Origin of the sequence: Enterobacter sp. EC_64 (assembly GCF_019584165.1) — a bacterium.
In the GTDB taxonomy this organism is placed as follows: domain Bacteria; phylum Pseudomonadota; class Gammaproteobacteria; order Enterobacterales; family Enterobacteriaceae; genus Enterobacter; species Enterobacter roggenkampii.
Genome location: NZ_VDAS01000011.1, coordinates 100,818 through 127,385, shown reverse-complemented (window position 1 = coordinate 127,385; position 26,568 = coordinate 100,818). Strand labels below are relative to the sequence as shown.

Sequence of the window (26,568 nt, the reverse complement as noted above, 5' to 3'; positions counted from 1 at the left end):
ACTTATTCCTCAATTTTACCGCCAGCAGCTTCGATAGCAGCACGAGCACCTTTAGTAACACGCAGGCCACGAACAGTTACCGGAGTAGAAACTTCACCAGCCAGGATCACTTTCGCGAACTCGATCTGGATACCGATAATGTTTGCTGCTTTCAGCGTGTTCAGGTCTACAACGCCGCCTTCAACTTTCGCCAGGTCAGACAGACGGATTTCCGCTGTGATCGCTGCTTTGCGAGAGGTGAAGCCGAACTTCGGCAGACGACGGTACAGTGGCATCTGGCCACCCTCGAAACCGCGACGTACGCCACCGCCAGAACGAGAGTTCTGACCTTTGTGACCACGACCACCGGTTTTGCCGAGGCCAGAACCGATACCACGACCCAGGCGTTTACCCGCCTTTTTAGAGCCTTCGGCCGGAGACAGAGTATTTAAACGCATCTCTTACTCCTCAACTTTAACCATGAAGTAAACCGCGTTGACCATACCACGAACAGCAGGAGTATCCTCGCGCTCAACGGTATGACCAATACGACGCAGACCCAGGCCAAGCAGCGTTGCCTTGTGTTTCGGCAGACGACCGATTGCACTGCGGGTTTGAGTGATTTTAATAGTCTTTGCCATGGTCAATTACCCCAGAATTTCTTCAACGGATTTACCACGCTTGGCAGCGACCATTTCTGGAGAATTCATATTTTCCAGGCCATCAATAGTTGCACGAACCACGTTGATCGGGTTGGTGGAACCATATGCTTTAGCCAGAACGTTATGAACCCCAGCAACTTCCAGAACGGCGCGCATTGCACCACCGGCGATGATACCGGTACCTTCTGAAGCTGGCTGCATGAATACACGAGAACCCGTGTGAACACCTTTAACTGGGTGCTGCAGGGTGCCGTTGTTCAGCGCGACGTTAATCATGTTGCGACGGGCTTTTTCCATCGCTTTCTGGATCGCTGCTGGAACTTCACGCGCTTTACCGTAACCAAAACCAACGCGACCGTTACCATCGCCTACTACAGTCAGAGCTGTGAAGGAGAAAATACGACCACCTTTAACGGTTTTAGATACGCGGTTTACCGCGATCAGCTTTTCCTGCAGTTCGCCAGCCTGTTTTTCGATGTGAGCCATCTTACACCTCTACCTTAGAACTGAAGGCCAGCTTCACGGGCAGCATCTGCCAGTGCCTGGACACGACCATGATATTGGAACCCGGAACGGTCAAAGGAAACATTGCTGATGCCTTTTTCCAGAGCGCGTTCAGCAACAGCTTTACCTACAGCTGCAGCGGCGTCTTTGTTACCGGTGTACTTCAATTGTTCTGAGATAGCTTTTTCTACAGTAGAAGCAGCTACCAGAACTTCAGAACCGTTCGGTGCAATTACCTGTGCGTAAATATGACGCGGGGTACGATGTACCACCAGGCGAGTTGCACCCAGCTCTTTGAGCTTGCGGCGTGCGCGGGTCGCACGACGGATACGAGCAGATTTCTTATCCATAGTGTTACCTTACTTCTTCTTAGCCTCTTTGGTACGCACGACTTCGTCGGCGTAACGAACACCCTTGCCTTTGTAAGGCTCAGGACGACGGTAGGCGCGCAGATCTGCTGCAACCTGACCGATCAGCTGTTTATCAGCGCCTTTCAGCACGATTTCAGTCTGAGTCGGGCATTCTGCAGTGATACCGGCCGGCAGCGGATGCTCAACAGGGTGTGAGAAGCCCAGAGACAGGCCTACTGCATTCCCTTTGATAGCTGCACGATAACCTACACCAACCAGCTGAAGCTTTTTAGTGAAGCCTTCGGTAACACCAACAACCATTGAGTTCAGCAGGGCACGCGCGGTACCAGCCTGAGCCCAACCATCCACGAAACCATCACGTGGACCGAAGGTCAGAGCGTTATCTGCATGTTTAACTTCAACAGCTTTGTTGAGGGTACGAGTCAGCTCGCCGTTTTTACCTTTGATCGTAATAACCTGACCGTCGATTTTTACATCAACGCCGGCAGGAATAACGACCGGTGCTTTAGCAACACGAGACATTCTTTCCTCCGATTAGGCTACGTAGCAGATAATTTCGCCACCAAGACCAGCCTGGCGCGCTGCACGATCAGTCATAACACCTTTAGAGGTAGAAACAACTGCGATACCAAGACCAGCCATAACTTTTGGCAGCTCATCTTTTTTCTTATAGATGCGCAGGCCTGGGCGGCTGACACGCTGAATGCTTTCTACAACAGCTTTACCCTGGAAATACTTGAGAGTAAGTTCCAGTTCCGGCTTGGTGTCGCCTTCAACTTTAAAATCTTCGATAAAACCTTCTTCCTTCAGCACGTTGGCAATTGCCACTTTCAGCTTGGCGGAAGGCATGGTGACCGCAACTTTGTTCGCGGCCTGACCGTTACGGATACGGGTCAGCATATCCGCGATCGGATCTTGCATGCTCATCTGTCTTTACTCCCGTGATTCAATTGGTAATTACCAGCTAGCCTTTTTCAAGCCTGGCACTTCACCGCGCATGGCGGCTTCACGCAGTTTGATACGGCTCAACCCAAACTTGCCCACATAACCATGTGGACGACCTGTTTGACGACAGCGGTTACGCTGACGAGACGGGCTGGAATCACGCGGCAGAGACTGCAGCTTGAGAACCGCATTCCAACGATCTTCGTCGGAAGCGTTCACATCAGAAATGATCGCTTTCAGTTCAGCGCGTTTAGCGAAGAATTTATCAGCTAAAGCTACGCGCTTTACTTCGCGTGCTTTCATTGATTGCTTAGCCATTCAGTAACCCTACCTTACTTGCGGAACGGGAAGTCAAAGGCAGCCAGCAGAGCACGGCCTTCTTCGTCAGATTTCGCAGTAGTGGTAATGGTAATATCCAAACCACGCACGCGGTCGACTTTATCGTAGTCGATTTCTGGGAAGATGATCTGCTCACGGACACCCATGCTGTAGTTACCACGACCGTCGAAAGACTTAGCGGACAAGCCACGGAAGTCACGGATACGTGGAACAGCAATAGTGATCAGGCGCTCAAAGAACTCCCACATGCGTTCGCCACGCAGAGTTACTTTACAGCCGATCGGATAGCCCTGACGGATTTTGAAGCCTGCAACAGATTTGCGTGCTTTGGTGATCAGCGGTTTTTGACCGGAGATTGCTGTCAGGTCAGCTGCTGCGTTATCCAGCAGTTTCTTGTCAGCGATCGCTTCACCAACACCCATGTTCAGGGTGATCTTCTCGACCCGAGGGACTTGCATGACAGAATTGTAGTTAAACTCGGTCATGAGTTTCTTAACTACTTCGTCTTTGTAGTAATCATGCAGTTTCGCCATCGTACTACTCCAAATTACTTGATAGTTTCGCTGTTAGACTTGAAGAAACGGACTTTTTTACCGTCTTCGAATCTAAAGCCTACACGGTCAGCCTTGCCGGTAGCCGCATTGAAGATTGCAACGTTAGAAACCTGAATAGCAGCTTCTTTTTCAACGATGCCACCTGGTTGGTTCAGGGCCGGAACCGGCTTCTGATGTTTCTTAACCAGGTTGATACCTTCAACGACAAGTTTGCCGGAAGACAGAACATTTTTTACTTTACCGCGTTTACCTTTATCTTTACCGGTTAACACGATAACTTCGTCATCACGACGGATTTTCGCTGCCATGATTCGCTCCTTAGAGTACTTCTGGTGCCAGAGAGATAATTTTCATGAACTTCTCAGTACGAAGTTCACGAGTTACCGGCCCAAAGATACGCGTGCCGATAGGCTGCTCGCTGTTATTGTTTAAAATAACGCATGCATTACCATCGAAGCGAATGACAGAACCGTCAGGGCGACGAACACCCTTCTTGGTGCGCACCACTACCGCCTTCAGCACATCACCTTTTTTGACCTTACCACGTGGAATTGCTTCTTTGATGGTGATCTTGATGATGTCGCCTACGCCTGCGTAGCGACGGTGCGAGCCACCCAGAACCTTGATACACATTACGCGACGTGCACCGGAGTTGTCGGCGACGTTCAGCATAGTCTGTTCTTGGATCATTTTAGTGCTCCGCTAATGTCAACTACTACCTGAGACTCTAAAATCAGAGCCGTTAAAAAGCCCCATATCGAGGGCGCGGCATTATAACACCGCTTCTGCAATATGGGTAGAAAAAATAAACGGCTCATCGCTGAGCCGTTTATTCGTATTGAGAAGGCGTACTGTATTACAGAACCGCTTTCTCTACAACGCGAACCAGCGTCCAGGACTTAGTCTTGGACAGTGGACGGCATTCACGGATTTCAACCTTGTCGCCGATACCACATTCGTTGTTCTCGTCATGTACGTGCAGTTTGGTCGTACGCTTGATGAATTTACCGTAGATCGGGTGTTTCACAATACGTTCGATAGCTACAACAATGGATTTCTCCATTTTGTCGCTAACAACACGACCTTGCAGAGTACGGATTTTATCGGTCATTACGCACCCGCCTTCTGAGTCAGTAAAGTCTTAACGCGTGCAACATTACGACGCACTTGCTTCAGCAGGTGAGTCTGTTGCAGCTGGCCACTTGCAGCCTGCATACGCAGGTTGAACTGCTCACGCAGCAGGTTCAGCAGCTCAGCGTTCAGCTCTTCAACGCTTTTTTCACGCAGCTCTTTTGCTTTCATTACATCACCGTCTTAGTTACAAAGGTGGTTTTGATAGGCAGTTTCGCTGCTGCCAGGCCGAAGGCTTCACGGGCCAGCTCTTCCGGAACACCGTCCATTTCATACAGGACTTTGCCCGGTTGGATCAAGGCAACCCAGTACTCCACGTTACCTTTACCTTTACCCATACGAACTTCCAGCGGCTTCTCGGTGATCGGTTTGTCCGGGAATACACGGATCCAGATCTTACCTTGACGCTTAACTGCACGGGTCATTGCACGACGTGCTGCTTCGATCTGACGTGCAGTCAGACGACCACGGCCAACAGCTTTCAGACCGAAAGTGCCGAAGCTAACATCCGTACCCTGCGCCAGACCACGGTTGCGGCCTTTGTGCACTTTACGGAATTTTGTACGCTTTGGTTGTAACATCAGCGACGCTCCTTATTTACGGCCTTTACGCTGCTGCTTTTTAGGTTGAGCAGCCGGTTTTTCCGGTTGTTCAACAGCAGCCATACCACCCAGGATCTCACCTTTGAAGATCCATACCTTAACGCCGATTACACCGTAAGTGGTGTGCGCTTCAGAGGTGTTGTAGTCGATGTCAGCACGCAGAGTGTGCAGCGGTACGCGACCTTCACGGTACCATTCGGTACGTGCGATTTCCGCGCCGCCCAGACGGCCGCTAACTTCAACTTTGATACCTTTAGCGCCCAGACGCATTGCGTTCTGTACAGCACGCTTCATAGCACGACGGAACATAACACGACGTTCCAACTGTGAAGTGATGCTGTCAGCAACCAATTTAGCGTCCAGTTCAGGCTTACGAACTTCAGCGATATTGATCTGTGCAGGAACGCCAGCGATATCCGCTACGACCTTGCGCAGTTTTTCTACGTCTTCGCCTTTCTTACCGATAACGATGCCAGGACGAGCAGTGTGAATAGTCACACGGATGCTCTTCGCTGGACGCTCGATAACGATACGAGATACAGACGCTTTAGCCAGTTCCTTAGTCAGGTACTGACGTACTTTAAAATCGCTGTCCAGGTTGTCAGCGAATTCTTTGGTGTTCGCAAACCAGGTAGAGTTCCATGGTTTTACAATACCCAGGCGAATACCATTAGGATGTACTTTCTGACCCATTGCTAGTCTCCAGAGTCTCAGCGATCGGACACAACCACAGTAATGTGGCTGGTGCGCTTCAGGATGCGATCTGCACGACCTTTCGCACGCGGCATAATGCGCTTCATGCTTGGGCCTTCATCTACGAAAATTTTCGCGACTTTCAGATCGTCGATGTCAGCGCCATCGTTGTGTTCAGCGTTAGCAATGGCAGATTCCAGTACTTTCTTGACCAATACCGCAGCTTTCTTGTTGGTATAGGTCAGGATGTCCAGGGCCTGCGACACTTTCTTACCGCGAATCAGGTCAGCAACAAGGCGAACCTTCTGTGCAGAAGAACGAGCATGGCGATGTTGAGCTAAAGTTTCCATCTCTTCCTCCTACCTTATTTCTTCTTCGCTTTTTTATCAGCAGCGTGGCCGCGATAAGTACGAGTCGGTGCGAATTCACCCAGTTTGTGACCAACCATTTCGTCGGTAACAAAGACTGGAACGTGCTGACGACCATTATGGACAGCGATGGTCAAACCGATCATGTTAGGAAAGATCGTTGAACGACGGGACCAAGTGCGCAGGGGCTTCTTGTCTCCGCTTTCCACCGCTTTCTCTACCTTCTTCAGCAAGTGCAGGTCAATAAAAGGACCTTTCTTGAGAGAACGTGGCATGGCTTATCCTCTAAAATTATTTGCTACGGCGACGTACGATAAATTTATCAGTACGCTTGTTGCTGCGGGTCTTCTTACCTTTGGTCTGAACGCCCCACGGAGATACCGGGTGCTTACCAAAGTTACGACCTTCACCACCACCATGTGGGTGGTCGACTGGGTTCATCGCAGTACCGCGAACGGTAGGACGAACACCACGCCAGCGTGCAGCACCTGCTTTACCCAGAACGCGCAGCATATGCTCAGCATTGCCAACTTCGCCCAGAGTAGCGCGGCAGTCTGCTTCGACTTTACGCATTTCACCAGAACGCAGACGCAGGGTGACATAAGCACCATCACGCGCAACGATCTGAACGTAAGTACCCGCGGAACGCGCCAGCTGACCGCCTTTACCTGGTTTCATTTCTACGTTATGAACGGTAGAACCAACCGGGATATTGCGCATCGGCAGGGTGTTGCCTGCTTTGATTGCAGCATCAACGCCAGACTGAATCTGGTCGCCAGCTTTCAGGCCTTTAGGGGCCAGGATGTAACGGCGTTCGCCGTCTTTGTACAGAACCAGCGCGATGTTCGCGGAACGGTTCGGATCGTACTCAAGACGTTCAACAACTGCTGGGATACCGTCTTTGTTGCGTTTGAAGTCAACAATACGATAAGCCTGCTTGTGGCCACCACCGATGTGACGAGTGGTGATACGGCCATTGTTGTTACGACCACCGGATTTGCTGTTTTTTTCCAGCAACGGAGCAAAAGGTTTGCCCTTGTGCAGCTCAGGGTTAACCACTTTAACTACGTGGCGACGACCCGGAGATGTCGGTTTACATTTAACAACTGCCATTGTATTACTCCTCCGACTTACTCAGCGCCGCCAACGAAGTCCAGATTCTGGCCTTCTTTCAGGGTGACGTAAGCTTTTTTCCAGTCGCTACGACGACCGATACGCTGTCCGTGACGTTTAACTTTCCCTTTAACGACCAGGGTGTTAACGACTTCGACTTCGACTTCAAACAGTTTCTGCACAGCAGCTTTGATCTCTGCTTTGGTCGCGTCTTTAGCAACTTTGAGAACGATGGTGTTTGTTTTTTCCATCGCAGTAGACGCTTTTTCAGAAACGTGCGGTGCGCGAAGCACCTTCAGCAGACGTTCTTCACGAATCATGCCAGCATCTCCTCAACTTGCTTAACAGCATCAGCAGTCATTACGACTTTGTCGAAGGCGATCAGGCTAACCGGGTCGATACCAGTCGCATCGCGTACGTCAACCTTGTGCAGGTTACGTGCGGCCAGGAACAGGTTCTCGTCCAGCTCACCGGTGATGATCAGCACATCTTCCAGAGCCATGTCTTTCAGTTTCTGTGCCAGCAGCTTAGTTTTAGGCGCTTCAACAGAGAACTTCTCGACAACGATCAGACGATCCTGACGTACCAGTTCGGACAGGATGCTTTTCAGCGCGCCGCGGTACATCTTTTTGTTAACTTTTTGACTGTGGTCCTGTGGACGCGCAGCGAAGGTCACGCCACCTGAACGCCAGATCGGGCTCTTGATAGAACCTGAACGCGCACGGCCGGTACCTTTCTGGCGCCATGGCTTTTTGCCAGAACCAGTTACTTCAGCACGAGTCTTCTGAGCACGAGTACCCTGACGAGCACCAGCTGCATAAGCAACAACAACCTGGTGAACCAGCGCTTCGTTGAAATCACGACCGAAGGTAGTTTCGGAAACAGTCAGCGCGCTCTGCGCGTCTTTCAATACTAATTCCATTGCTATCCCCTTACGCCTTCACAGCTGGTTTAACGATCAGGTCGCTACCGGTTGCACCCGGGACCGCACCTTTAACCAGCAGCAGGTTGCGCTCAGCGTCAACACGTACTACGTCCAGGCTCTGAACGGTTACACGTTCGTTACCCAGCTGACCTGCCATTTTCTTGCCTTTGAACACTTTGCCCGGAGTCTGGTTCTGACCGATAGAACCCGGAACGCGGTGAGACAAGGAGTTACCGTGGGTAGCGTCCTGGGTACGGAAGTTCCAGCGCTTAACGGTACCAGCAAAACCTTTACCTTTAGAGGTACCGGTTACGTCAACTTTTTTAACGTCAGCAAACAGCTCAACGCTAATGTCCTGACCTACGGTGAACTCTTCGCCTTCAGCAAGACGGAATTCCCACAGACCACGGCCAGCTTCTACGCCAGCTTTAGCGAAGTGACCCGCTTCTGGTTTGGTTACACGGTTAGCTTTTTTAGCACCAGTGGTAACCTGAATAGCGCGGTAGCCATCGTTAGCCAGATCTTTAACCTGAGTAACGCGGTTTGCTTCAACTTCGATTACGGTTACTGGGATAGAAACGCCATCTTCAGTGAAGATGCGGGTCATACCCACTTTTTTACCGACTAAACCAATCATTGTTTCAACCTCTCAATCGCTCGATGACCTGATTAACCCAGGCTGATCTGCACGTCTACACCGGCAGCCAGATCCAGACGCATCAGAGCATCAACGGTTTTCTCAGTTGGCTCAACGATGTCAACCAGACGCTTGTGAGTGCGGATTTCGTACTGATCGCGCGCGTCTTTGTTAACGTGCGGAGAGATCAGAACGGTGAAGCGCTCTTTGCGGGTCGGCAGCGGGATCGGACCACGGACTTGCGCACCAGTGCGCTTAGCAGTCTCGACGATTTCCGCGGTTGATTGATCGATCAGACGATGATCAAACGCTTTAAGGCGGATACGGATTCTTTGGTTCTGCATGAGACCAGAGCTCCAATTATTTTATAAACGAAAATGATTACTCCTCAAACCCATTACGATTGATGGGAGAGTGTAACCGTTCTTACGTAGCTCCCCAATTGGGAGCATTGTTGAGTAACAAAATGAGCTACTCTGGTTCTGATTGAACCCGCCGTCAATTACGACAAGCCCGCGCATTATACGTAAATCTGGGCAAGACGCAAGTGCCGTTTAGAAATTAAGCGCCAATGTCGCAGGGTGCGTAAGAGCGCGCAACGTTTTATGCAATGTATTCTGCGGCGATGCTTTGTTTCGAGCCGCTACGCATCTCCGTTTTTTGTGCATTGCCGGACAGGCCGATTATAACGACTATGCGCTCAAACCCGTTTGAGGCCTTTTACATGCTAACCACCCTCCCCTTTCTGCTGATCTATCTTTCACTGACTGCCTTACTGGTACATGCCGATATTCGCTACGGTCTGCTTCCCGATAAATTTCTCTGCCCGCTGCTATGGGCGGGGCTGCTCTTCCAGCTCTGTATCCAACCTGATTTTCTGCCGAGTGCGGTGGCGGGTGCGATGGCCGGATATATTGCCTTTGCCGTTATTTACTGGGGCTATTGGTTTATCTGCCGGCGTGAAGGGATGGGATATGGCGACGTGAAGTACCTGGCGGCGCTTGGTGCATGGCATGGCTGGTGCGTACTGCCTGCGCTGGCGTTGCTCGCGGCGCTGATGGCGCTTCTTTGTATTCTTGTTTTTTCGGTAATCCGCCCTGATAAGAAGGCAATAAAAAACCCGCTGCCTTTTGGGCCATTTCTGGCAGCAGCGGGTTTATGCGTAGGGTGGAAGACGTTGGTTATTCTTCCACTTTAATCTGTGACTGAAGATAGTTTTGCAGGCCGATTTTAGCAATGAGATCCAGCTCTGTTTCCAGCCAGTCAATATGCCCTTCTTCATCGGCCAGGATCTGAATCATCATATCTCGGCTGACGTAGTCATGTACGCTGTCAGCATAGGCAATGGCTTCACGGAGATCTTTGGCACCTTCAAGTTCTAGCCTGAGGTCGGAACGCAGCATCTCTTCGACATCTTCTCCGATGCCCAGCTTGCCGAGATCCTGCAGGTTTGGAATGCCTTCAAGGAATAAAATACGCTCGATGTATTTATCAGCGTGTTTCATCTCATCGATAGATTCATGGTACTCAACGTCGTTTAAACGTTTGAGTCCCCAGTTTTTGAACATTCTCGCGTGAAGAAAGTACTGGTTGATTGCGACAAGCTCATTTCCCAATAATTTATTGAGATAACTTATGATTTTAACATCACCTTTCATTATATAGTCCCTCCGCTTCCACTCATTGAAGCGTAGATCGGGCTACAGGGATGTCAAAAAAAAGATGGGCGCTTAGGCGATCTCTTTGTATTCCGGGATCTGCATCAGTTCGTCCTGCATGATTTCTCGCGCAGCACGTACACATTTACCGCATTGATTTCCCACCGGAACAAATTTGCGAAGCTGCTGGAATGACTGGGGCTGAAACTGGCGAACGGCCTGACGTATTTTTTTGTCGCTTACACCATTACATAAACAAACGTACATAGAAACTCCCGTTCAAATTATGCGCAAAGTGTAAGTGAGAATGGTTATGATTACAATAGCACAAACGCCAGAATGCGGGGCGGGAGCAGGCAAAAAATGCGAAATTTTGTGACGACGCCTGAGCGGTAGAAAACAAAAAAGGACGCCGAAGCGTCCTTTTTTAATTCAGGGATAATTAATTAGCCCAGAACTTTAGCAACAACGCCCGCGCCAACGGTACGGCCGCCTTCACGGATTGCGAAACGCAGACCGTCGTCCATCGCGATTGGGTGGATCAGAGTCACAACCATCTTGATGTTGTCGCCTGGCATTACCATCTCTACGCCTTCTGGCAGTTCGATGGTACCGGTCACGTCAGTTGTACGGAAGTAGAACTGTGGACGGTAGCCTTTGAAGAACGGAGTATGACGGCCGCCTTCGTCTTTGGACAGGATGTACACTTCAGATTCGAACTTGGTGTGTGGCTTGATTGAGCCTGGCTTCGCCAGAACCTGACCACGTTCGATTTCTTCACGTTTGATACCACGCAGCAGAACACCAACGTTCTCACCAGCACGGCCTTCGTCCAGCAGTTTGCGGAACATTTCAACGCCAGTACAGGTAGACTTCGCAGTCTCTTTGATACCAACGATTTCAACTTCTTCACCAACTTTGATGATACCGCGCTCTACACGACCGGTAACAACGGTACCACGACCGGAGATGGAGAATACGTCTTCGATTGGCAGCAGGAATGGCTTGTCAATCGCACGCTCTGGTTCTGGGATGTAAGAATCCAGGAAGCCAGCCAGTTCGATGATTTTCGCTTCCCACTCAGCTTCGCCTTCCAGCGCTTTCAGAGCAGAACCACGAACGATTGGAGTATCGTCGCCTGGGAAATCGTACTGAGACAGCAGTTCACGAACTTCCATCTCTACCAGTTCCAGCAGCTCTTCGTCATCAACCATGTCGCATTTGTTCAGGAACACGATGATGAAAGGAACGCCTACCTGACGACCCAGCAGGATGTGCTCACGAGTCTGAGGCATTGGGCCGTCAGTCGCAGCAACAACCAGGATCGCGCCGTCCATCTGCGCAGCACCGGTGATCATGTTTTTAACATAGTCGGCGTGGCCTGGGCAGTCTACGTGTGCGTAGTGGCGAGTCGGGGTGTCGTATTCAACGTGGGAAGTGTTGATGGTGATACCACGAGCTTTTTCTTCTGGTGCGTTATCGATCTGGTCGAATGCACGAGCAGAACCACCGTAGGTTTTAGCCAGAACGGTAGTGATTGCAGCAGTCAGGGTAGTTTTACCATGGTCAACGTGGCCGATAGTACCAACGTTGACGTGCGGTTTTGTACGTTCAAATTTTTCTTTAGACACGGCTATATTCCTTACTATAGTGCTCTCCCCTTTGGAGAGAGCACGGGACTTAGGTTTTAATCCTGTGGATTACTTACCACGGGCTTCAATAACGGCCTGAGCAACGTTGTTAGGCGCATCATCATACTTCAGGAATTCCATGGTGTATGATGCACGACCTTTGGTCAGAGAACGCAGCTGAGTTGCATATCCGAACATTTCAGACAGCGGAACTTCAGCGTGGATCTTAACGCCAGTTACTTCGGATTCCTGACCACGCAGCATACCGCGACGACGGCTCAAGTCACCGATAACGTCACCGGTGTTCTCTTCAGGAGTTTCTACTTCAACCTTCATGATTGGCTCAAGCAGAACTGGTTTTGCTTTCTTAAAGCCTTCTTTAAAGGCAATAGACGCAGCCAGTTTAAACGCCAGTTCAGAGGAGTCAACGTCGTGGTAAGAACCGAAGTGCAGACGAACACCCATGTCAACAACCGGATAGCCAGCCAGAGGGCCCGCTTTCAGCTGTTCCTGGATGCCTTTATCAACGGCTGGGATGTATTCGCCAGGAATTACACCACCTTTGATGTCGTTGATGAACTCGTAACCTTTCGGGTTAGAGCCCGGCTCCAGTGGGTACATGTCGATCACAACGTGACCGTACTGACCGCGACCACCAGACTGCTTAGCGTGTTTACCTTCAATGTCGGTAACTTTCGCGCGAATCGCTTCGCGGTAAGCAACCTGAGGTTTACCCACGTTCGCTTCAACGTTGAATTCACGCTTCATACGGTCAACGATGATGTCCAGGTGCAGTTCACCCATACCAGCGATGATGGTCTGGTTAGATTCTTCATCAGTCCATACGCGGAATGATGGGTCTTCTTTCGCCAGACGGCCCAGAGCCAGACCCATTTTTTCCTGGTCAGCTTTGGTTTTTGGTTCAACTGCGATGGAGATTACCGGCTCTGGGAATTCCATACGCTCCAGAATGATCGGGTGATCCGGGTCACACAGGGTGTCACCAGTGGTCACGTCTTTCAGACCGATAGCTGCAGCGATGTCGCCCGCACGAACTTCTTTGATCTCTTCACGTTTGTTAGCGTGCATCTGTACGATACGGCCAAAACGCTCACGCGCCGCTTTCACGGAGTTCAGGATGGTGTCACCGGAGTTAACCACACCAGAGTAAACGCGGAAGAAGGTCAGGTTACCCACGAATGGGTCGGTAGCAATTTTGAACGCCAGTGCAGAGAATGGCTCTTCGTCACTTGCGTGACGCTCAGCCGGGGTATCTTTACCGTCGTCCAGGATGCCGTTGATCGCAGGAACATCAACTGGGGATGGCAGGTAGTCAACTACCGCATCCAGCATCGCCTGAACACCTTTGTTCTTGAACGCAGAACCACAGGTTACCAGGATGATTTCGTTGTTCAGAACGCGCTGACGCAGAGCTTTTTTGATCTCTTCTTCAGTCAGTTCTTCACCACCCAGGTATTTCTCCATCAGCTCTTCAGAAGCTTCAGCAGCGGATTCGATCAGGTTCTGGTGCCATTCGTCAGCCAGGTCCTGCATTGCAGCTGGGATATCTTCGTATTCGAAGGTAACGCCCTGGTCTGCATCGTTCCAGTTGATGGCTTTCATTTTCACCAGGTCGATAACGCCGGTGAAGCCTTCTTCAGCACCAATTGCCAGCTGCAGCGGAACAGGGTTCGCGCCCAGACGGGTTTTGATCTGACCAACAACTTTCAGGAAGTTAGCACCCATACGGTCCATTTTGTTAACGAACGCGATGCGTGGAACTTTATATTTGTTCGCCTGACGCCATACGGTTTCAGACTGTGGCTGAACACCACCAACTGCGCAATAAACCATTACCGCGCCGTCAAGAACACGCATGGAACGTTCTACTTCGATGGTGAAGTCAACGTGCCCTGGGGTGTCGATGATGTTTACGCGATGCGGTTCGTACTGCTTAGCCATACCTGACCAGAATGCAGTAGTCGCTGCGGAGGTGATAGTGATACCACGCTCCTGCTCCTGTTCCATCCAGTCCATGGTGGCTGCGCCGTCATGAACTTCACCGATTTTGTGGTTTACACCGGTGTAGAACAGAATACGTTCGGTAGTAGTGGTTTTACCGGCGTCGATGTGCGCACTGATACCGATGTTACGGTAGCGTGCGATGGGTGTTGTACGAGCCATTTGATTCCTCGTTTATATCTTTAGGCGTTCAGTTAAGTTACCCAGAGCGGGCGGCTTCTCTGAAGCGCCCGCCTGGTGACTAAGACTCCGAAGGGATTACCAACGGTAGTGTGCGAACGCCTTGTTGGCTTCTGCCATACGGTGAACGTCTTCACGTTTCTTAACTGCAGTACCTTTGTTGTCTGCAGCATCAGAAAGTTCGTTCGCCAGACGCAGAGCCATGGATTTATCACCGCGTTTACGAGCAGCTTCAACGATCCAACGCATTGCCAGGGCATTACGACGAACCGGACGAACTTCAACTGGAACCTGATAAGTAGAACCACCAACGCGGCGGGACTTAACTTCTACAGTTGGGCGAACGTTGTCGAGAGCGACTTCGAAAGCTTCCAGTTCATTTTTACCAGAACGCTGAGCCAGGGTCTCCAGCGCGCTGTATACGATTGCTTCTGCAGTAGATTTTTTACCATCTACCATCAGGATATTTACAAATTTTGCCAGCAGTTCTGATCCGAATTTCGGATCTGGAAGAATTTTACGCTGACCAATGACGCGACGACGTGGCATGGGAATACTCCGTTGTTAATTCAGGATTGTCCAAAACTCAAAGAGTTTAGTATGACATTAAGATAAATCAGTTTGGCCTTACTTAACGGAGAACCATTAAGCCTTAGGACGCTTCACGCCGTACTTGGAGCGAGCCTGCTTACGGTCTTTAACACCTGAGCAGTCCAGCGCACCACGAACGGTGTGGTAACGAACACCCGGAAGGTCTTTAACACGACCGCCACGGATCAGGATCACGGAGTGCTCCTGCAGGTTGTGACCTTCACCACCGATGTAGGAAGTCACTTCGAAACCGTTAGTCAAACGCACACGGCATACTTTACGCAGTGCGGAGTTTGGTTTTTTAGGAGTGGTGGTATATACACGAGTACATACACCACGTTTCTGCGGGCAGGCTTCCAGCGCAGGCACGTTGCTTTTCGCAACTTTGCGTGCACGTGGTTTGCGTACCAGCTGGTTAACTGTTGCCATTAAATAGCTCCTGGTTTTAGCTTTTGCTTCGTAAACACGTAATAAAACGACCTCATACAATATGAGGACGCGAAATTTTAGGGCTACGTCGAAAAGGTGTCAAGAAATATACAGCGATCTCAAATCACCAGTTCATTTGACTGGCGTGCGTCACAGTAAGATTGACGAAATCAGTATAGCCAACCACGTCAATTTTGGCTGAAATTTGACCAGAAAGACCCCGCGCATCCAGATCGTCTTTCAGCGCAGAAACTGTTATGGGGGCATTCGTGAGCATTTCAACGAAGCGACTGCCTTCAAGTGCGGCAAGCACGCCGTCCTGAATCAGCAGCAGGTCATCACCGTCGCGCAGCATACTCAGTAACGCGTCGATATCACATTGCCATGGTGAATGGCTCAGAGTATGGAGCATGGCAGCCTCAGAAGGTCAGAACGGTGTCGTAGTGGGAAAGGTGTTCGCGCAATGCCGCAGAAGACACGACGGTCACATCCAGCACGAAAGGCGTCTTCTCATCCAAACCGCGAGCGGCCAGCGAGTCGGCGCAGACATAAAGGGTTTCAATGTCATACAGCGGCAGCACTTTAAACGTAGCGATGTAATCCCGCGCCAGAATGGCCTGTGGCTGCTGACCCGCCAGAAGCTGAAACACACCGTCCCCTAAAAAGAAGACGCCGATATCTTCGGTCAGCGCGGACGTCGCAAGTAACGCATCCAGCCCTTCGCGGCCAGAAGCGCTCCCGTGCGGCGCAGACGCAAAAACAAATGCCACGCGCTTCATCAGAATTGCACCACTCTGTCGCAGGTGAGCGCCGCCTGTGCCAGCGCGCCCAGACCGCTTAACGAAAAACCGGGCTGGAGGTTAGAACCCGACAAACCAAGACGGGCGGCTTCGGTTGCATCGGTCACGCCGCGGCGCAGTGCCGCCGCCACGCAGATGTGCAGTTCTACGCCCTGCTTTTCGTTTAATGCCTGCCAGCCGCGCACCACATCAAACTCATCGCTCGCCGGCGACGTAAACTGGTTCGCGTTATACACCCCTTCCCGATAGAAGAAGACGCTCGCCAGCTCATGTCCGGCTGCCAGCAGCGCATGCGCAAACTGCAGCGCGCTGCTGGCCTGCTGAGCCCCGTACGCCGGGCCTGTCACCATTAGCGCATAACGCATTACTTGTCTTGTCCCAGGAAATCACCGCTTTTGAACTGGCGAATATAGAGGTAGACCGTGTGCTTGGAGATGTTGAGACGATCGGCCACCTGGTTGATAGCGTCTTTAATATCAAAAATCCCTTTTTCATAGAGATTGAGCACGATCTGGCGATTCTTGGCGTTGTTCGAGACGTTGCGGTCGGCATTCACCTCTTCAATGGTGAACTCAAGCGTCTGCGTGACGAGATCTTCGACGGAAGAGGCAAAGTTAACAGAAGAGCCAACATCCGGCGTTTCGGGTGGAATAAAGGTGCTCATGATCTGCGAGAAAGGCACATCAAGGTTCATGTTGATGCACAGCAGCCCAATAACACGATGCTCGCGGTTTCGAATCGCGATGGTTTCTGATTTCATCAGCACGCCGCTTTTGGCGCGGGTGAAATAGCATTTGGAGACGCTGCTGTCCGCGCCGGTCATGTCATGCAACATACGCAATGCAAGGTCGGTAATTGGCGAGCCAATTTTACGGCCAGTATGCTCACCATTCGCAATGCGGATGGCGGAACACTTCAGATCTTGCAGGGAGTGCAATACGATTTCGCAGTGGGAGCCAATGAGCATCGCTAACCCGTCCACTACCGCTTCATAGGATTTCAGAATATCGAAGTCGGTCTGGTCAAAAGGACGTTGATCCAGCAAATCAAGTTCACTGGTTTCGTTGGTTAAAAGCGACCTGGACATGAAAAAAACACTCCTTTTCAGGAGCCTGTCGTTAGGTTTTCAGGGCAGGCTCATTATCTACACGGACAACTAAATTAATACAGCGTGCCTAACGCTTTCCAGTGTTAATTATATCTGCCCCACAATAAAAAACCGCCGCCTTAAAGGCGGCGGTTTTTTTTCAGCATTACTTCTTAGCAGCAGCGGCTTTATCGTCAGCCGGTGCGTCTGCCTTGGCATCCGCTTTCGGTGCCGGTTTGATGTCCAGCAGCTCTACGTCAAAGACCAGCGTAGAGTTGGCAGGGATCCCCGGAACGCCGGTTTTGCCATAGGCCAGATCCGGTGGGATGACCATCTTGATCTTGCCGCCTTTCTTGATGTTTTTCAGGCCTTCAGTCCAGCCAGGGATCACACCATCCAGACGGAAGGAGAGCGGCTCACCACGGGTGTAAGAGTTATCGAACTCTTTACCGTCGATCAGCGTACCTTTGTAGTTCACGACAACCGTGTCGCTGTCTTTAGGCGCATCGCCGGTGCCTTCTTTCTCAACTTTGTACACCAGGCCAGTCGAAGAGGTTTTCACACCCTTCTCTTTAGCGAAAGCATCGCGGTAGGCTTTGCCTTTCGCTTCGTTGTCTTTTGCGTCCGCGTCCATCTTAGTCTGCGCGGCGCCCTTCACACGCGCTTCGAACGCCTGCAGAGTCTGTTCAATTTCCTGGTCAGACAGCTTGCTCTTATCGGCAAATGCGTCCTGAACGCCTGCGATCAGCTGAGCTTTATCCAGTTTGATGCCCAGTTTCTCTTGTTCTTTCAGAGAGTTTTCCATGTAACGACCCAGAGATGCGCCCAGTGCGTAGGCGGATTTCTGGTCGTCATTTTTGAACGCTGCTTTGCTGTCTGCAGTGGCAGCAGGCTTCGCAGCAGTATCAGCAGCGAATGACAGCGGCGCGTTCAGCGCAACAGCCATCGTCGTCGCCAGCAGCGTTACTTTAAACAGTGATTTCATCCATATCTCCAGGGCCTGGGGACTCTCACCCCAGCGTTAAACGTAAATGAGTGACGTACTATAAAACGTTGCAGAAGAAATCTACAGACAGACACGTCCAATTCTCGCCACTTTTCAGACTATTTTTGTTTAAATAAGTTTCTTGCCAGAGGGATGCGAACTGTACTTAAGGATAAACTCAGTTAAACTGCGCCGCCGCTGGGCCATTATGGCGAATCTGAAATAAACGAGGTGAATGATGAAGGATACAACGATAGAAGCGAGAATGGCTGAGCTGGAAAGCCGCCTGGCTTTTCAGGACATCACCATCGAAGAGCTAAACCAGACCGTGACCGCACATGAGCTCGAAATGGCGAAACTGCGGGATCATATGCGCCTGCTGACGGAAAAGCTGAAGGCTACGCAGCCGTCGAACATCGCCTCTCAGTCAGAAGAGACGCCACCTCCTCATTATTGAGGCGTAAAAAAAGCGGGATAATCCCGCTTTTTTATTTTCCGCATGACGGAATTAGTGGCAGCCGCAGCCGCCGTTACCGCAACCACCTTTACCGTGGCCGTGGTCATGACCATGGTCGTGGCCGTGACCACCGCAGCAGCCGTCGTGGCCGTGATCGTGGTCATGGTCGTGACCGTGCGCACCGTGAACGTGGCCATGAGCCAGCTCTTCTTCGGTCGCTTCGCGGATCGCAACAACTTCTACGTTGAACTTCAGGTTCTGGCCAGCCAGCATATGGTTGCCGTCAACCACGACGTGGTCATCTTCCACTTCGGTGATTTCAACAGGAACCGGGCCCTGGTCGGTTTCCGCCAGGAAGCGCATGCCAACCTGCAGTTCGTCAACGCCCATGAACACGTCTTTAGGAACGCGCTGAACCAGGTTGTCGTCATACTGACCGTAAGCGTCGTTCGCGCCTACAGCAACGTCAAATTTGTCGCCAACTTCATGACCTTCCAGCGCGTTTTCCAGGCCGGAAATCAGGGAACCGTGACCATGCAGGTAGTCAAGCGGCGCACTCACCGGAGACTCATCAACCAACACACCGTCTTCTGTACGTACCTGATAGGCCAGGCTGACCACCAGGTCTTTTGCTACTTTCATGATATCTCCTGAGCGTGGGAAAATTGCTGGCGCAGATTGTAGCGGAAATCTGCACCTGTGTACCCTTTAGCTTAAAAAAACTCAGGGCATATCGCTAGTCCGGATGAAAAATCCCGATAACTTGCTCTTCTTTGCGAACGTGCTCGCGCGCCTCTTTGTCGGCCTCACGCATCTGGTGACCGCACTTAACACACTCAACAACATCAATATTATTTTCCCGCCACATCGCCAGGGTGTCTTGCGCCTGGCAGGTCGGGCATTTTGCACCCGCGATAAAGCGTTTACGTACAGCCATCTTTCGTTACCCTTTATTCAAATTCATCCCAGCCATCGAGCTGGCGTCGTTCCTGCTGCATCTCGCGCTGGAAGATCTCCTCCAGCTCGCGACGCGCTTCCCGCACGCGGGAGATCTGCGCCGTATCGGTATGTACCGGCATCAGCTCGCGCAGCATCCGCATATCCAGCCGGCGGAAGTGCATCTGGGCGCGCTGCGCCTGATGCGGATGCATGCCAAGCGAGATCAGCGCCTTGCGCCCCAGCTCCAGCGCACTGGAGAACGTCTCACGGGAGAAGTGTTTCACACCCGCCTGCAATAATTCGTGAGCTTCAACACGTCCCCGCGCACGCGCCAGAATATGCAGATGCGGGAAATGCTGCTGGCACAGATCCACCAGCTTCATCGTGTCTTCCGGGTCGTTACAGGTAATGACGATGGACTCTGCCGCCTCTGCCCCCGCCGAGCGCAGTAGCTCGAGCTGGGTCGCATCGCCGTAGTAAACCTTATAGCCATATTTGCGCATCAGGTTGACCGCGCTGATATCCCGCTCCAGCACCGTAATGCGCATTTTGTTCGCCATCAGCAAACGTCCGATTACCTGTCCAAAGCGGCCAAAGCCCACCACGATCACCTGGGGCTTATCGTCTTCCACCCACGGCGCTTCGTCTTCGTCGTCTGCCGGGTTCAGGCGGCGCGACAGCAGTCTATCCACCATCTTCATCAGCAGCGGCGTGGTCATCATGGACAGCGTGACCGTTACCAGCAAAAGCGCCATCTGATCGTCTTTAAACAGCTTCTGGGACGAGGCGGTAGAGAACAGCACAAACGCGAACTCACCTCCCTGGCTCAACACGCTCGCAAACTGCATGCGCTCCGAACTGCGCAGGCCGTAAATGCGCGCCATAACGTACAGCACCAGCGTTTTCACCGCCACCAGGATAGCGACGCTCACCACAACCCACAGGAGATGGGTATAGAGCACGCCAAGATTGAGCGCCATCCCCACCGAAATAAAGAACAACCCCAACAGCAACCCTTTGAAGGGATCGATGGCAATTTCCAGCTCGTGGCGGTATTCACTTTCCGCCAGCAGCACCCCGGCGATAAAGGTCCCGAGCGCCATCGACAGCCCCAGCGCGTCCATAAACAATGCCGACCCCAGCACCAGCAGCAGCGTCGCGGCGGTAAACACCTCGCGCACGCCGGACGCGGCAATAAAGCGGAACACCGGACGTAACAGGAAACGTCCGCCAATCAGCATCCCCGCGAAGGCCAGCACCTTCATCGCGATTTTCGCCCAGTCGAAGTGGTCGTCGCCGGAGCCCGCCAGCAGCGGCACCAGCGCCAGCGCCGGGATGACCGCCAAATCCTGGAACAGCAGCACCGAAAAACCCAGCTGACCGGCTTCGTTACGGTTCATCCCCTTGTCGCGCATCAGCTGCAGGGCCATCGCCGTCGACGACATCGCAAGGCCTATCCCGCCGATCACCGCCGCCTGCCAGGAGAAATTCGTCAGCATTAACAGGCCACCCAGAATCGCGGCGCTGAGCAACACCTGAGCGGCACCTACGCCAAAGATGGAGCGTCGGAGCTGCCACAATTTTGAAGGGTTAAGCTCAAGGCCAATGATGAACATCAGGAACACCACGCCCAGCTCGGAGAAGTGGAGTATTTCATCCACATCGCTGATGAATCCCAGTCCCCAGGGGCCAATGGCGATCCCCGCCAGCAGATACCCCAGCACCGCCCCGATGCCGATACGGGCGGCAAGCGGCACCGCGACGACGGCCGCAAATAAAAACAGCACCCCGGCGAGGAGCAAATTCGATCCTTCCATTAACGCCCTCCTGCCGGAATCGGTGACGCCAGCCATTCACCGTAGGCTCTGGCGTGGCTGGCCAGCTCTTTCGGATCCTGACGACGGGCCCAGTAGACAATAATCGGGCTCATCCAGTGCATACGGCACATGGCCGCCGTCAGCTCAAAAGGCCGCAGAATGTCGCTCATCGGATAGCGGTTCAGCCCGTCGTGGCGGTAGGCGCTTTCGGGTTCACCGGTCGTAATCACACTACGCCAGTACTTTCCCGCCAGCTGGTTGCCCCCCACCCCGCTGGAGAAGCCCCGGCTCAGCACGCGGTCCAGCCACTCTTTGAGCAGCGCCGGACAGCTGTAGGTATAAAGCGGATGCTGGAACACAATCACGTCATGCTGACGCAGCAGTTCCTGCTCGTAAGGAATATCAATAAAGAAATCAGGATAGTGCGCGTAGAGATCGTGCACCGTCACGTTGCTGAGCTGAGTAGCCGGCTTAAGCAGCACCCGGTTTGCCACCGAGTCCTGAGATTCCGGATGGGCATACAGCAGCAGCACTTTTGCTGTCTGAGACATCATTCCCCTCCCGGTCTTGTTTCTGTTTTTGTGTATCGTTGTTGTTTTGGGCTACCATGGCGGCCCGGTGCGGAAAATGGCCCACACCTTACATTATCATAATGACAAATTAACATAGTCGGAACATACGGCGCTTCTATGATTGTTTTCTCCTCGTTACAAATTCGTCGCGGCGTGCGCGTCCTGCTGGATAACGCCACTGCTACCATCAACCCAGGCCAAAAAGTGGGTCTGGTCGGCAAAAACGGCTGTGGTAAATCCACGCTGCTGGCGTTGCTGAAAAACGAGATTAGCGCGGATGGCGGTAACTTCACCTTCCCGGGGAACTGGCAGCTCGCCTGGGTGAACCAGGAGACGCCCGCCCTGAGCGAACCGGCACTCGACTATGTTATTGATGGCGACCGGGAATACCGCAAGCTCGAGGCGGAACTTAACGCCGCTAACGAGCGCAATGACGGCCACGCCATCGCCACCGTTCACGGCAAGCTGGACGCCATTGACGCGTGGACCATTCGCTCCCGCGCCTCCAGCCTGCTGCATGGCCTGGGCTTCAGCAATGAGCAGCTGGAACGCCCGGTCAGCGACTTCTCCGGCGGCTGGCGTATGCGCCTCAACCTGGCGCAGGCGCTGATCTGCCGCTCTGACCTGCTGCTGCTCGATGAACCGACTAACCACCTCGATCTCGATGCGGTTATTTGGCTGGAGAAGTGGCTCAAGAGCTATCAGGGCACTCTGATTCTGATCTCCCACGACCGCGACTTCCTCGACCCGGTGGTGGATAAAATCATTCATATCGAACAGCAAACGATGTTCGAGTACACGGGCAACTACAGCTCCTTCGAGCGCCAGCGCGCGACGCGCCTTGCCCAGCAGCAGTCGATGTATGAAAGCCAGCAGCAGCGCGTGGCGCACCTGCAAAGCTTTGTGGATCGCTTCAAGGCCAAGGCGTCAAAGGCGAAGCAGGCCCAGAGCCGCATCAAGATGCTGGAGCGCATGGAGATGATCGCCCCGGCGCACGTCGACAACCCGTTCCACTTCAGCTTCCGGGCCCCGGAAAGCCTGCCAAATCCCCTGCTGAAAATGGAAAAGGTCAGCGCGGGTTATGCCGACCGCATTATTCTCGACTCCATCAAGCTCAACCTGGTGCCGGGTTCACGTATTGGTCTGCTCGGGCGCAACGGTGCCGGTAAATCCACGCTGATCAAACTGCTGGCGGGTGAGCTTAATCCGGTCAAGGGTGAAATCGGCCTGGCGAAGGGCATCAAGCTGGGTTACTTCGCCCAGCATCAGCTGGAATTTTTACGCGCGGATGAATCCCCGATTCAGCACCTTGCGCGTCTGGCGCCGCAGGAGATGGAGCAGAAGCTGCGCGACTACCTCGGCGGCTTCGGCTTCCAGGGCGATAAGGTCACCGAAAACACCGAGCGTTTCTCCGGCGGCGAAAAGGCCCGTCTGGTGCTGGCGCTGATCGTCTGGCAGCGCCCGAACCTGCTGCTGCTCGATGAACCGACCAACCACCTGGATCTCGATATGCGTCAGGCGCTGACCGAAGCGCTGATTGAGTTCGAAGGCGCACTGGTGGTGGTTTCGCACGACCGTCACCTGATCCGCTCCACCACGGACGATCTCTACTTAGTGCACGACGGCAAAGTCGAACCGTTCGACGGCGATCTGGAAGACTACCAGCAGTGGCTGACGGACGTGCAGAAGCAGGAGAACCAGCCGGAGGAGTCGGCGAAAGACAACGCCAACAGCGCGCAGGCACGTAAAGACCAGAAGCGCCGTGAAGCGGAGCTGCGCACCCAGACGCAGCCGCTGCGTAAAGAGATTGCCCGTCTCGAAAAAGAGATGGAAAAGCTCAACGCCACGCTTGCTACCGTTGAAGAGAAGCTCGGCGACAGCGGTCTGTATGACCAGAGCCGTAAAGCCGAACTGACGGACTGCCTGCAAACCCAGGCGAAGACCAAATCCAGCCTTGAAGAGTGTGAGATGGCGTGGCTGGACGCGCAGGAACAGCTGGAAGCGATGCTGCAGGCTGACTGATACCGGGAGGGCTATGAGTTTCGATAACACGAGCGAGATTACATTCCGCAAGCTCAGCATCTTCATGACGTTTATGGAGAAGGGGAATATCGCGCGTACCGCCGAAACTCTGGGCCTGAGCGGCGTCAGCGTTCACCGTGCGCTGCACACGCTGGAAGAGAACGTGCGCTGTCCGCTCTTTACCCATAAGGGGCGCAACCTGATTGCTCTCCCTTCCGCCTGGACCTTGCTGGAATATTGTCAGGAAGTGATGCAGGTGATGGAGCGCGGGCTGGAAGCGTCGCGCAAAATTGCCGGGATCGGCCAGGGGCGGCTGCGCGTGGGAACGCTCTACTCGCTCACCCTGGAAACCGTGCCGCGTCTGATCATGGGCATGAAGCTACGTCGTCCGGATCTGGAAATGGATCTGACGATGGGCTCCAACGAAACCCTGCTGCACATGCTGGATGAAGGCTCGCTGGACGCCATTCTTATCTCCATTTCCGAGAGCGATATCGACCGTAACAGCCTCGAAGTGCTCCCCCTGTTCCACGACGATATTTTCCTTGCCGCACCGGCCTCGGCGACGCTCAATACCCGCGGCCCGGCCGATCTGCGCGACTATAAAGATCGAAAATTTGTCTCTCTTGCGGAAGGGTTCGCCACCTATGCAGGCTTCCAGGAGGCGTTTCATATCGCCGGGTTCGAGCCGGAGATTGTTACCCGGGTGAATGACATTTTCTCAATGCTCAGTCTGGTGCAGGCGGGCGTGGGCTTTACGCTGATGCCGGGCAGGATGAAAAAGGTCTATGAGAATTCCGTGCAGCTCCTGAAGCTGGCTGAGCCGTACCAGATGCAACAGCTGATCGCCATCGTCTTTGCCCGCAACCGCGAGCAGGATCCAAGCCTGCGGGCGCTGGCCGCCGAAGGGCGGATGTATGCCCGCAGTTTGCAGGACGGAGCCTGAGGTCGTGCCGGGTGACGACGCGTCGCGTTTTACCCGGCCTACGTTCGTGCAGTTGTAGGCCCGGTAAGGCGCAGCCGCCACCGGGCTAAGCCATCACGCACGGAGTCGCTTCGCCAGATGTACCGCCACATCAACTCCGCTGCGCTCCAGCGAAATGGTCTCTCCTTCCCACGGCGCCTGACGCGTGAGGCAGGTCAGTACGCCGCCGGGGGGCATCTCGATCGCCAGCCGGGCTTCGCGTTCATTCGCTGAAATCATCGCCTCCTGCCAGCGCACCGTACGCGCCATGTTCATCGCCAGATCGTCGGCGATCTTTTCCGGCTGCCACAGCACGCGCCCGGTGCTGCCGCTCAGGTAGGCGCAGCGTGGGCGTGAAAGCGTGACCGATTCAAACGCCGTTGCCAGCTTTTGCGCGGGTGCTGTCAGCAGTTCGCAGTGCGACGGCACGCTGACCGCCAGCTGTTTGGCCTTGCTCGCCCCTTTCGCCAGCGCGCGCAACGCCGCCTCCGCCATTCCTTCATCGGCTCCGGCAATCACGATCTGCGTTTCGGCATTCAGGTTGGCTATGTAGGTCCCGGTGCCCTGGATAAGGTCTTCCACCTGCGGCAGAGTGAGCCCCATAATTGCCGTCAGGCCGTAGCCGTGCGGATACGCCTGCTCCATCAGATCGCCACGCAGCGCCACCAGCTTCAGCGCATCCGTGAAGTCCAGCGCGCCTGCGATGACCGCCGCCGGATAAGCGCCGATGGACAGCCCGCTGACGATATCCGGCGTCACGCCGCGCCGTTCCAGCTCGCGCGCCCAGGCCACGCCTGCAATTAGCAGGCAAAGCTGAACCGCGCGGGTGTGGGTTAACGCGTCTGCGCTATCCAGCGTATCCACTTCGGCGCCAAGCACCTCACGCGCCTGAGCCAGTTCCGTTCCCGGCAGGTTTTGCAGCATGCCTTCGTGCTGCGTGCCCTGCCCTGGAAAGGTAAACACTATTTTCATCACTCCTCCCTGCGCCACGGATCCGCCACCAGGCGCGGTCCACGGCGGGTTTTCAGCAGCGTTTTGCCGTCGCGCAGCCACTCCGCCAGCGCGAAACCGCCCTCGGGCGTATCCACCTGCGTATCGGCACGACACAGCGCACGGCTTAGCCGGGACTGCCACGTCGTCAGGGCGTCCGGTGAGATCGGCAGCGGAGCGCGGATAAGCAGATCGAGATCGCTGTCGGCATGGATCACCGGGATACCGGTCGCCAGAGCGTAGCCGGTACTGCCGGTAATGCCCCACGTCCACGGCCACGCCTGCTGAGAAAGCTGAAGCGCCACCTGAACGGGTGGCTGAGTCACAAAGGGCGAGCGCAGCAATTCGGCCGCAACGCTCAGGTCTTCTGGTGAAACCACGCGTAACACGTTTTCGGGCTTCCCCCATCCGGCCGCCCGCTGGTCGCGACGTAAACCGCGCACGCCAACGGGGATCCGGCCTTCGCTATCCACATCACGCCGCACCACCACCGGCAGGCCGGTATGCCAGGCGGCCTCCACCCAGGATTCAGTGATGCCTTCCAGCGCATCGCGGGAAGTAAGCCAGATAAGGTCGTGCGGGCGTAATGGGGTGGTCATGG

The 26,568-nt window shown here is 53.5% G+C and carries 42 protein-coding genes; 4 read left to right on the top strand and 38 right to left on the bottom strand.

What is annotated here, in order from left to right:
• Positions 1 to 2: 2 nt before the first annotated feature.
• From rplO to rpsJ, 21 genes are all read right to left on the bottom strand, one after another.
• Positions 3 to 437: a 50S ribosomal protein L15 gene (gene rplO, locus FHC52_RS11435; protein ID WP_003863304.1), complete on the bottom strand. Its 435-nt coding sequence runs from the start codon at positions 435 to 437 to the stop codon at positions 3 to 5.
• Between the two features lie 3 nt (positions 438 to 440).
• A complete protein-coding gene (gene rpmD, locus FHC52_RS11430) occupies positions 441 to 620 on the bottom strand; it encodes a 50S ribosomal protein L30 (protein ID WP_003863301.1) in 180 nt (59 codons plus the stop codon).
• Positions 621 to 626: 6 nt separating this feature from the next.
• The gene (gene rpsE, locus FHC52_RS11425; RefSeq protein ID WP_003863299.1) at positions 627 to 1,127 is read right to left on the bottom strand and encodes a 30S ribosomal protein S5; all 501 of its coding nucleotides are present in this window, start codon (positions 1,125 to 1,127) and stop codon (positions 627 to 629) included.
• A 14-nt stretch (positions 1,128 to 1,141) separates the two neighbouring features.
• Positions 1,142 to 1,495, bottom strand: coding sequence for a 50S ribosomal protein L18 (gene rplR, locus FHC52_RS11420; RefSeq protein ID WP_003863297.1), 354 nt, complete (start codon positions 1,493 to 1,495; stop codon positions 1,142 to 1,144).
• A 9-nt stretch (positions 1,496 to 1,504) separates the two neighbouring features.
• Positions 1,505 to 2,038: a 50S ribosomal protein L6 gene (gene rplF / locus FHC52_RS11415; protein WP_003863296.1), complete on the bottom strand. Its 534-nt coding sequence runs from the start codon at positions 2,036 to 2,038 to the stop codon at positions 1,505 to 1,507.
• Positions 2,039 to 2,050: 12 nt separating this feature from the next.
• A complete protein-coding gene (gene rpsH, locus FHC52_RS11410; protein ID WP_006178918.1) occupies positions 2,051 to 2,443 on the bottom strand; it encodes a 30S ribosomal protein S8 in 393 nt (130 codons plus the stop codon).
• A gap of 30 nt (positions 2,444 to 2,473) precedes the next feature.
• Positions 2,474 to 2,779, bottom strand: a complete 306-nt coding sequence (gene rpsN, locus FHC52_RS11405; protein WP_003863291.1) for a 30S ribosomal protein S14 — start codon at positions 2,777 to 2,779, stop codon at positions 2,474 to 2,476.
• Between the two features lie 14 nt (positions 2,780 to 2,793).
• On the bottom strand, positions 2,794 to 3,333 hold the full coding sequence (gene rplE / locus FHC52_RS11400; RefSeq protein WP_001096202.1) for a 50S ribosomal protein L5: 540 nt from the start codon (positions 3,331 to 3,333) through the stop codon (positions 2,794 to 2,796).
• Positions 3,334 to 3,347: 14 nt separating this feature from the next.
• Complete coding sequence (gene rplX, locus FHC52_RS11395) at positions 3,348 to 3,662, bottom strand: 50S ribosomal protein L24 (RefSeq protein WP_003863287.1); 315 nt, start codon at positions 3,660 to 3,662, stop codon at positions 3,348 to 3,350.
• A gap of 10 nt (positions 3,663 to 3,672) precedes the next feature.
• Entirely contained in the window at positions 3,673 to 4,044 is a 372-nt protein-coding gene (gene rplN, locus FHC52_RS11390; protein ID WP_002919748.1) for a 50S ribosomal protein L14, read from the bottom strand.
• Positions 4,045 to 4,210: 166 nt separating this feature from the next.
• Entirely contained in the window at positions 4,211 to 4,465 is a 255-nt protein-coding gene (gene rpsQ, locus FHC52_RS11385) for a 30S ribosomal protein S17 (protein WP_008503489.1), read from the bottom strand.
• Positions 4,465 to 4,656 carry a 50S ribosomal protein L29 gene (gene rpmC, locus FHC52_RS11380; protein ID WP_003863282.1) on the bottom strand — a complete coding sequence of 64 codons (192 nt, stop codon included), beginning with the start codon at positions 4,654 to 4,656 and terminating at the stop codon, positions 4,465 to 4,467. The genes rpsQ and rpmC overlap by 1 nt, the downstream gene beginning before the upstream one ends.
• On the bottom strand, positions 4,656 to 5,066 hold the full coding sequence (gene rplP / locus FHC52_RS11375; protein ID WP_002919759.1) for a 50S ribosomal protein L16: 411 nt from the start codon (positions 5,064 to 5,066) through the stop codon (positions 4,656 to 4,658). Before rplP ends, rpmC begins: the two co-directional genes overlap by 1 nt.
• 12 nt (positions 5,067 to 5,078) lie before the next feature.
• Entirely contained in the window at positions 5,079 to 5,780 is a 702-nt protein-coding gene (gene rpsC, locus FHC52_RS11370; RefSeq protein ID WP_000529945.1) for a 30S ribosomal protein S3, read from the bottom strand.
• A 17-nt stretch (positions 5,781 to 5,797) separates the two neighbouring features.
• The gene (gene rplV, locus FHC52_RS11365) at positions 5,798 to 6,130 is read right to left on the bottom strand and encodes a 50S ribosomal protein L22 (protein WP_002919773.1); all 333 of its coding nucleotides are present in this window, start codon (positions 6,128 to 6,130) and stop codon (positions 5,798 to 5,800) included.
• Positions 6,131 to 6,144: 14 nt separating this feature from the next.
• Positions 6,145 to 6,423: a 30S ribosomal protein S19 gene (rpsS, locus tag FHC52_RS11360; protein WP_001138117.1), complete on the bottom strand. Its 279-nt coding sequence runs from the start codon at positions 6,421 to 6,423 to the stop codon at positions 6,145 to 6,147.
• A 16-nt stretch (positions 6,424 to 6,439) separates the two neighbouring features.
• A complete protein-coding gene (gene rplB, locus FHC52_RS11355; protein ID WP_008457150.1) occupies positions 6,440 to 7,261 on the bottom strand; it encodes a 50S ribosomal protein L2 in 822 nt (273 codons plus the stop codon).
• A 17-nt stretch (positions 7,262 to 7,278) separates the two neighbouring features.
• On the bottom strand, positions 7,279 to 7,581 hold the full coding sequence (rplW, locus tag FHC52_RS11350) for a 50S ribosomal protein L23 (RefSeq protein ID WP_000617546.1): 303 nt from the start codon (positions 7,579 to 7,581) through the stop codon (positions 7,279 to 7,281).
• Positions 7,578 to 8,183, bottom strand: coding sequence for a 50S ribosomal protein L4 (gene rplD, locus FHC52_RS11345; protein ID WP_000424395.1), 606 nt, complete (start codon positions 8,181 to 8,183; stop codon positions 7,578 to 7,580). The genes rplW and rplD overlap by 4 nt, the downstream gene beginning before the upstream one ends.
• A gap of 10 nt (positions 8,184 to 8,193) precedes the next feature.
• Complete coding sequence (rplC, locus tag FHC52_RS11340) at positions 8,194 to 8,823, bottom strand: 50S ribosomal protein L3 (RefSeq protein ID WP_003863274.1); 630 nt, start codon at positions 8,821 to 8,823, stop codon at positions 8,194 to 8,196.
• 32 nt (positions 8,824 to 8,855) lie between these two features.
• Positions 8,856 to 9,167 (bottom strand): 30S ribosomal protein S10, encoded by a 312-nt coding sequence (gene rpsJ / locus FHC52_RS11335; RefSeq protein ID WP_001181005.1) that lies wholly within the window; start codon positions 9,165 to 9,167, stop codon positions 8,856 to 8,858.
• 380 nt (positions 9,168 to 9,547) lie between these two features.
• Here rpsJ and FHC52_RS11330 point away from each other — a divergent pair, with 380 nt between their 5' ends.
• Positions 9,548 to 10,021, top strand: coding sequence for an A24 family peptidase (locus FHC52_RS11330; RefSeq protein ID WP_039267218.1), 474 nt, complete (start codon positions 9,548 to 9,550; stop codon positions 10,019 to 10,021).
• On the opposite strand, the gene bfr is transcribed toward FHC52_RS11330, so the two are convergent.
• The 11 genes from bfr to fkpA form a co-directional block, all read right to left on the bottom strand.
• Positions 10,005 to 10,481, bottom strand: a complete 477-nt coding sequence (gene bfr / locus FHC52_RS11325; RefSeq protein WP_008503492.1) for a bacterioferritin — start codon at positions 10,479 to 10,481, stop codon at positions 10,005 to 10,007. The genes FHC52_RS11330 and bfr overlap by 17 nt on opposite strands.
• A 72-nt stretch (positions 10,482 to 10,553) precedes the next feature.
• Positions 10,554 to 10,748, bottom strand: coding sequence for a bacterioferritin-associated ferredoxin (gene bfd / locus FHC52_RS11320; RefSeq protein ID WP_008503493.1), 195 nt, complete (start codon positions 10,746 to 10,748; stop codon positions 10,554 to 10,556).
• A 179-nt stretch (positions 10,749 to 10,927) separates the two neighbouring features.
• Positions 10,928 to 12,112: an elongation factor Tu gene (gene tuf / locus FHC52_RS11315; protein WP_014068448.1), complete on the bottom strand. Its 1,185-nt coding sequence runs from the start codon at positions 12,110 to 12,112 to the stop codon at positions 10,928 to 10,930.
• 69 nt (positions 12,113 to 12,181) lie between these two features.
• The gene (gene fusA, locus FHC52_RS11310) at positions 12,182 to 14,296 is read right to left on the bottom strand and encodes an elongation factor G (protein ID WP_008503004.1); all 2,115 of its coding nucleotides are present in this window, start codon (positions 14,294 to 14,296) and stop codon (positions 12,182 to 12,184) included.
• Positions 14,297 to 14,392: 96 nt separating this feature from the next.
• Positions 14,393 to 14,863, bottom strand: coding sequence for a 30S ribosomal protein S7 (gene rpsG, locus FHC52_RS11305; protein ID WP_004106370.1), 471 nt, complete (start codon positions 14,861 to 14,863; stop codon positions 14,393 to 14,395).
• Between the two features lie 96 nt (positions 14,864 to 14,959).
• Positions 14,960 to 15,334: a 30S ribosomal protein S12 gene (gene rpsL, locus FHC52_RS11300; RefSeq protein WP_000246815.1), complete on the bottom strand. Its 375-nt coding sequence runs from the start codon at positions 15,332 to 15,334 to the stop codon at positions 14,960 to 14,962.
• A 124-nt stretch (positions 15,335 to 15,458) separates the two neighbouring features.
• On the bottom strand, positions 15,459 to 15,746 hold the full coding sequence (gene tusB / locus FHC52_RS11295; protein WP_008503005.1) for a sulfurtransferase complex subunit TusB: 288 nt from the start codon (positions 15,744 to 15,746) through the stop codon (positions 15,459 to 15,461).
• 7 nt (positions 15,747 to 15,753) lie between these two features.
• Positions 15,754 to 16,113 (bottom strand): sulfurtransferase complex subunit TusC, encoded by a 360-nt coding sequence (gene tusC, locus FHC52_RS11290; RefSeq protein ID WP_008503006.1) that lies wholly within the window; start codon positions 16,111 to 16,113, stop codon positions 15,754 to 15,756.
• Positions 16,113 to 16,499 (bottom strand): sulfurtransferase complex subunit TusD, encoded by a 387-nt coding sequence (gene tusD, locus FHC52_RS11285; protein ID WP_220420075.1) that lies wholly within the window; start codon positions 16,497 to 16,499, stop codon positions 16,113 to 16,115. Before tusD ends, tusC begins: the two co-directional genes overlap by 1 nt.
• Complete coding sequence (locus tag FHC52_RS11280) at positions 16,499 to 17,221, bottom strand: transcriptional regulator (protein ID WP_003861697.1); 723 nt, start codon at positions 17,219 to 17,221, stop codon at positions 16,499 to 16,501. Before FHC52_RS11280 ends, tusD begins: the two co-directional genes overlap by 1 nt.
• A gap of 166 nt (positions 17,222 to 17,387) precedes the next feature.
• The gene (gene fkpA, locus FHC52_RS11275) at positions 17,388 to 18,206 is read right to left on the bottom strand and encodes an FKBP-type peptidyl-prolyl cis-trans isomerase (RefSeq protein WP_008503008.1); all 819 of its coding nucleotides are present in this window, start codon (positions 18,204 to 18,206) and stop codon (positions 17,388 to 17,390) included.
• Between the two features lie 238 nt (positions 18,207 to 18,444).
• Between fkpA and FHC52_RS11270 the strand changes: the two genes are divergently transcribed.
• Positions 18,445 to 18,663: a protein SlyX gene (locus FHC52_RS11270; protein WP_008503009.1), complete on the top strand. Its 219-nt coding sequence runs from the start codon at positions 18,445 to 18,447 to the stop codon at positions 18,661 to 18,663.
• A gap of 51 nt (positions 18,664 to 18,714) precedes the next feature.
• Here the strand turns inward: FHC52_RS11270 and slyD are convergent, their stop codons facing one another.
• The 4 genes from slyD to kefG form a co-directional block, all read right to left on the bottom strand.
• Positions 18,715 to 19,305 carry a peptidylprolyl isomerase gene (gene slyD, locus FHC52_RS11265; protein ID WP_008503010.1) on the bottom strand — a complete coding sequence of 197 codons (591 nt, stop codon included), beginning with the start codon at positions 19,303 to 19,305 and terminating at the stop codon, positions 18,715 to 18,717.
• 94 nt (positions 19,306 to 19,399) lie between these two features.
• On the bottom strand, positions 19,400 to 19,600 hold the full coding sequence (locus FHC52_RS11260) for a YheV family putative zinc ribbon protein (RefSeq protein WP_008503011.1): 201 nt from the start codon (positions 19,598 to 19,600) through the stop codon (positions 19,400 to 19,402).
• A gap of 13 nt (positions 19,601 to 19,613) precedes the next feature.
• A complete protein-coding gene (kefB, locus tag FHC52_RS11255) occupies positions 19,614 to 21,419 on the bottom strand; it encodes a glutathione-regulated potassium-efflux system protein KefB (RefSeq protein ID WP_008503012.1) in 1,806 nt (601 codons plus the stop codon).
• Positions 21,419 to 21,973, bottom strand: a complete 555-nt coding sequence (gene kefG, locus FHC52_RS11250) for a glutathione-regulated potassium-efflux system ancillary protein KefG (protein ID WP_021242220.1) — start codon at positions 21,971 to 21,973, stop codon at positions 21,419 to 21,421. Before kefG ends, kefB begins: the two co-directional genes overlap by 1 nt.
• A gap of 135 nt (positions 21,974 to 22,108) precedes the next feature.
• On the opposite strand from kefG, the gene FHC52_RS11245 reads away from it, so the two are divergent.
• The gene (locus FHC52_RS11245; RefSeq protein ID WP_021242219.1) at positions 22,109 to 24,013 is read left to right on the top strand and encodes an ABC transporter ATP-binding protein; all 1,905 of its coding nucleotides are present in this window, start codon (positions 22,109 to 22,111) and stop codon (positions 24,011 to 24,013) included.
• Between the two features lie 13 nt (positions 24,014 to 24,026).
• On the top strand, positions 24,027 to 24,959 hold the full coding sequence (locus tag FHC52_RS11240) for a LysR family transcriptional regulator (protein ID WP_045909314.1): 933 nt from the start codon (positions 24,027 to 24,029) through the stop codon (positions 24,957 to 24,959).
• Between the two features lie 93 nt (positions 24,960 to 25,052).
• On the opposite strand, the gene mdcH is transcribed toward FHC52_RS11240, so the two are convergent.
• Positions 25,053 to 25,949 carry a malonate decarboxylase subunit epsilon gene (gene mdcH / locus FHC52_RS11235; RefSeq protein ID WP_126288645.1) on the bottom strand — a complete coding sequence of 299 codons (897 nt, stop codon included), beginning with the start codon at positions 25,947 to 25,949 and terminating at the stop codon, positions 25,053 to 25,055.
• On the bottom strand, positions 25,949 to 26,566 hold the full coding sequence (locus FHC52_RS11230) for a malonate decarboxylase holo-ACP synthase (protein WP_021242216.1): 618 nt from the start codon (positions 26,564 to 26,566) through the stop codon (positions 25,949 to 25,951). Before FHC52_RS11230 ends, mdcH begins: the two co-directional genes overlap by 1 nt.
• Positions 26,567 to 26,568: the final 2 nt, after the last annotated feature.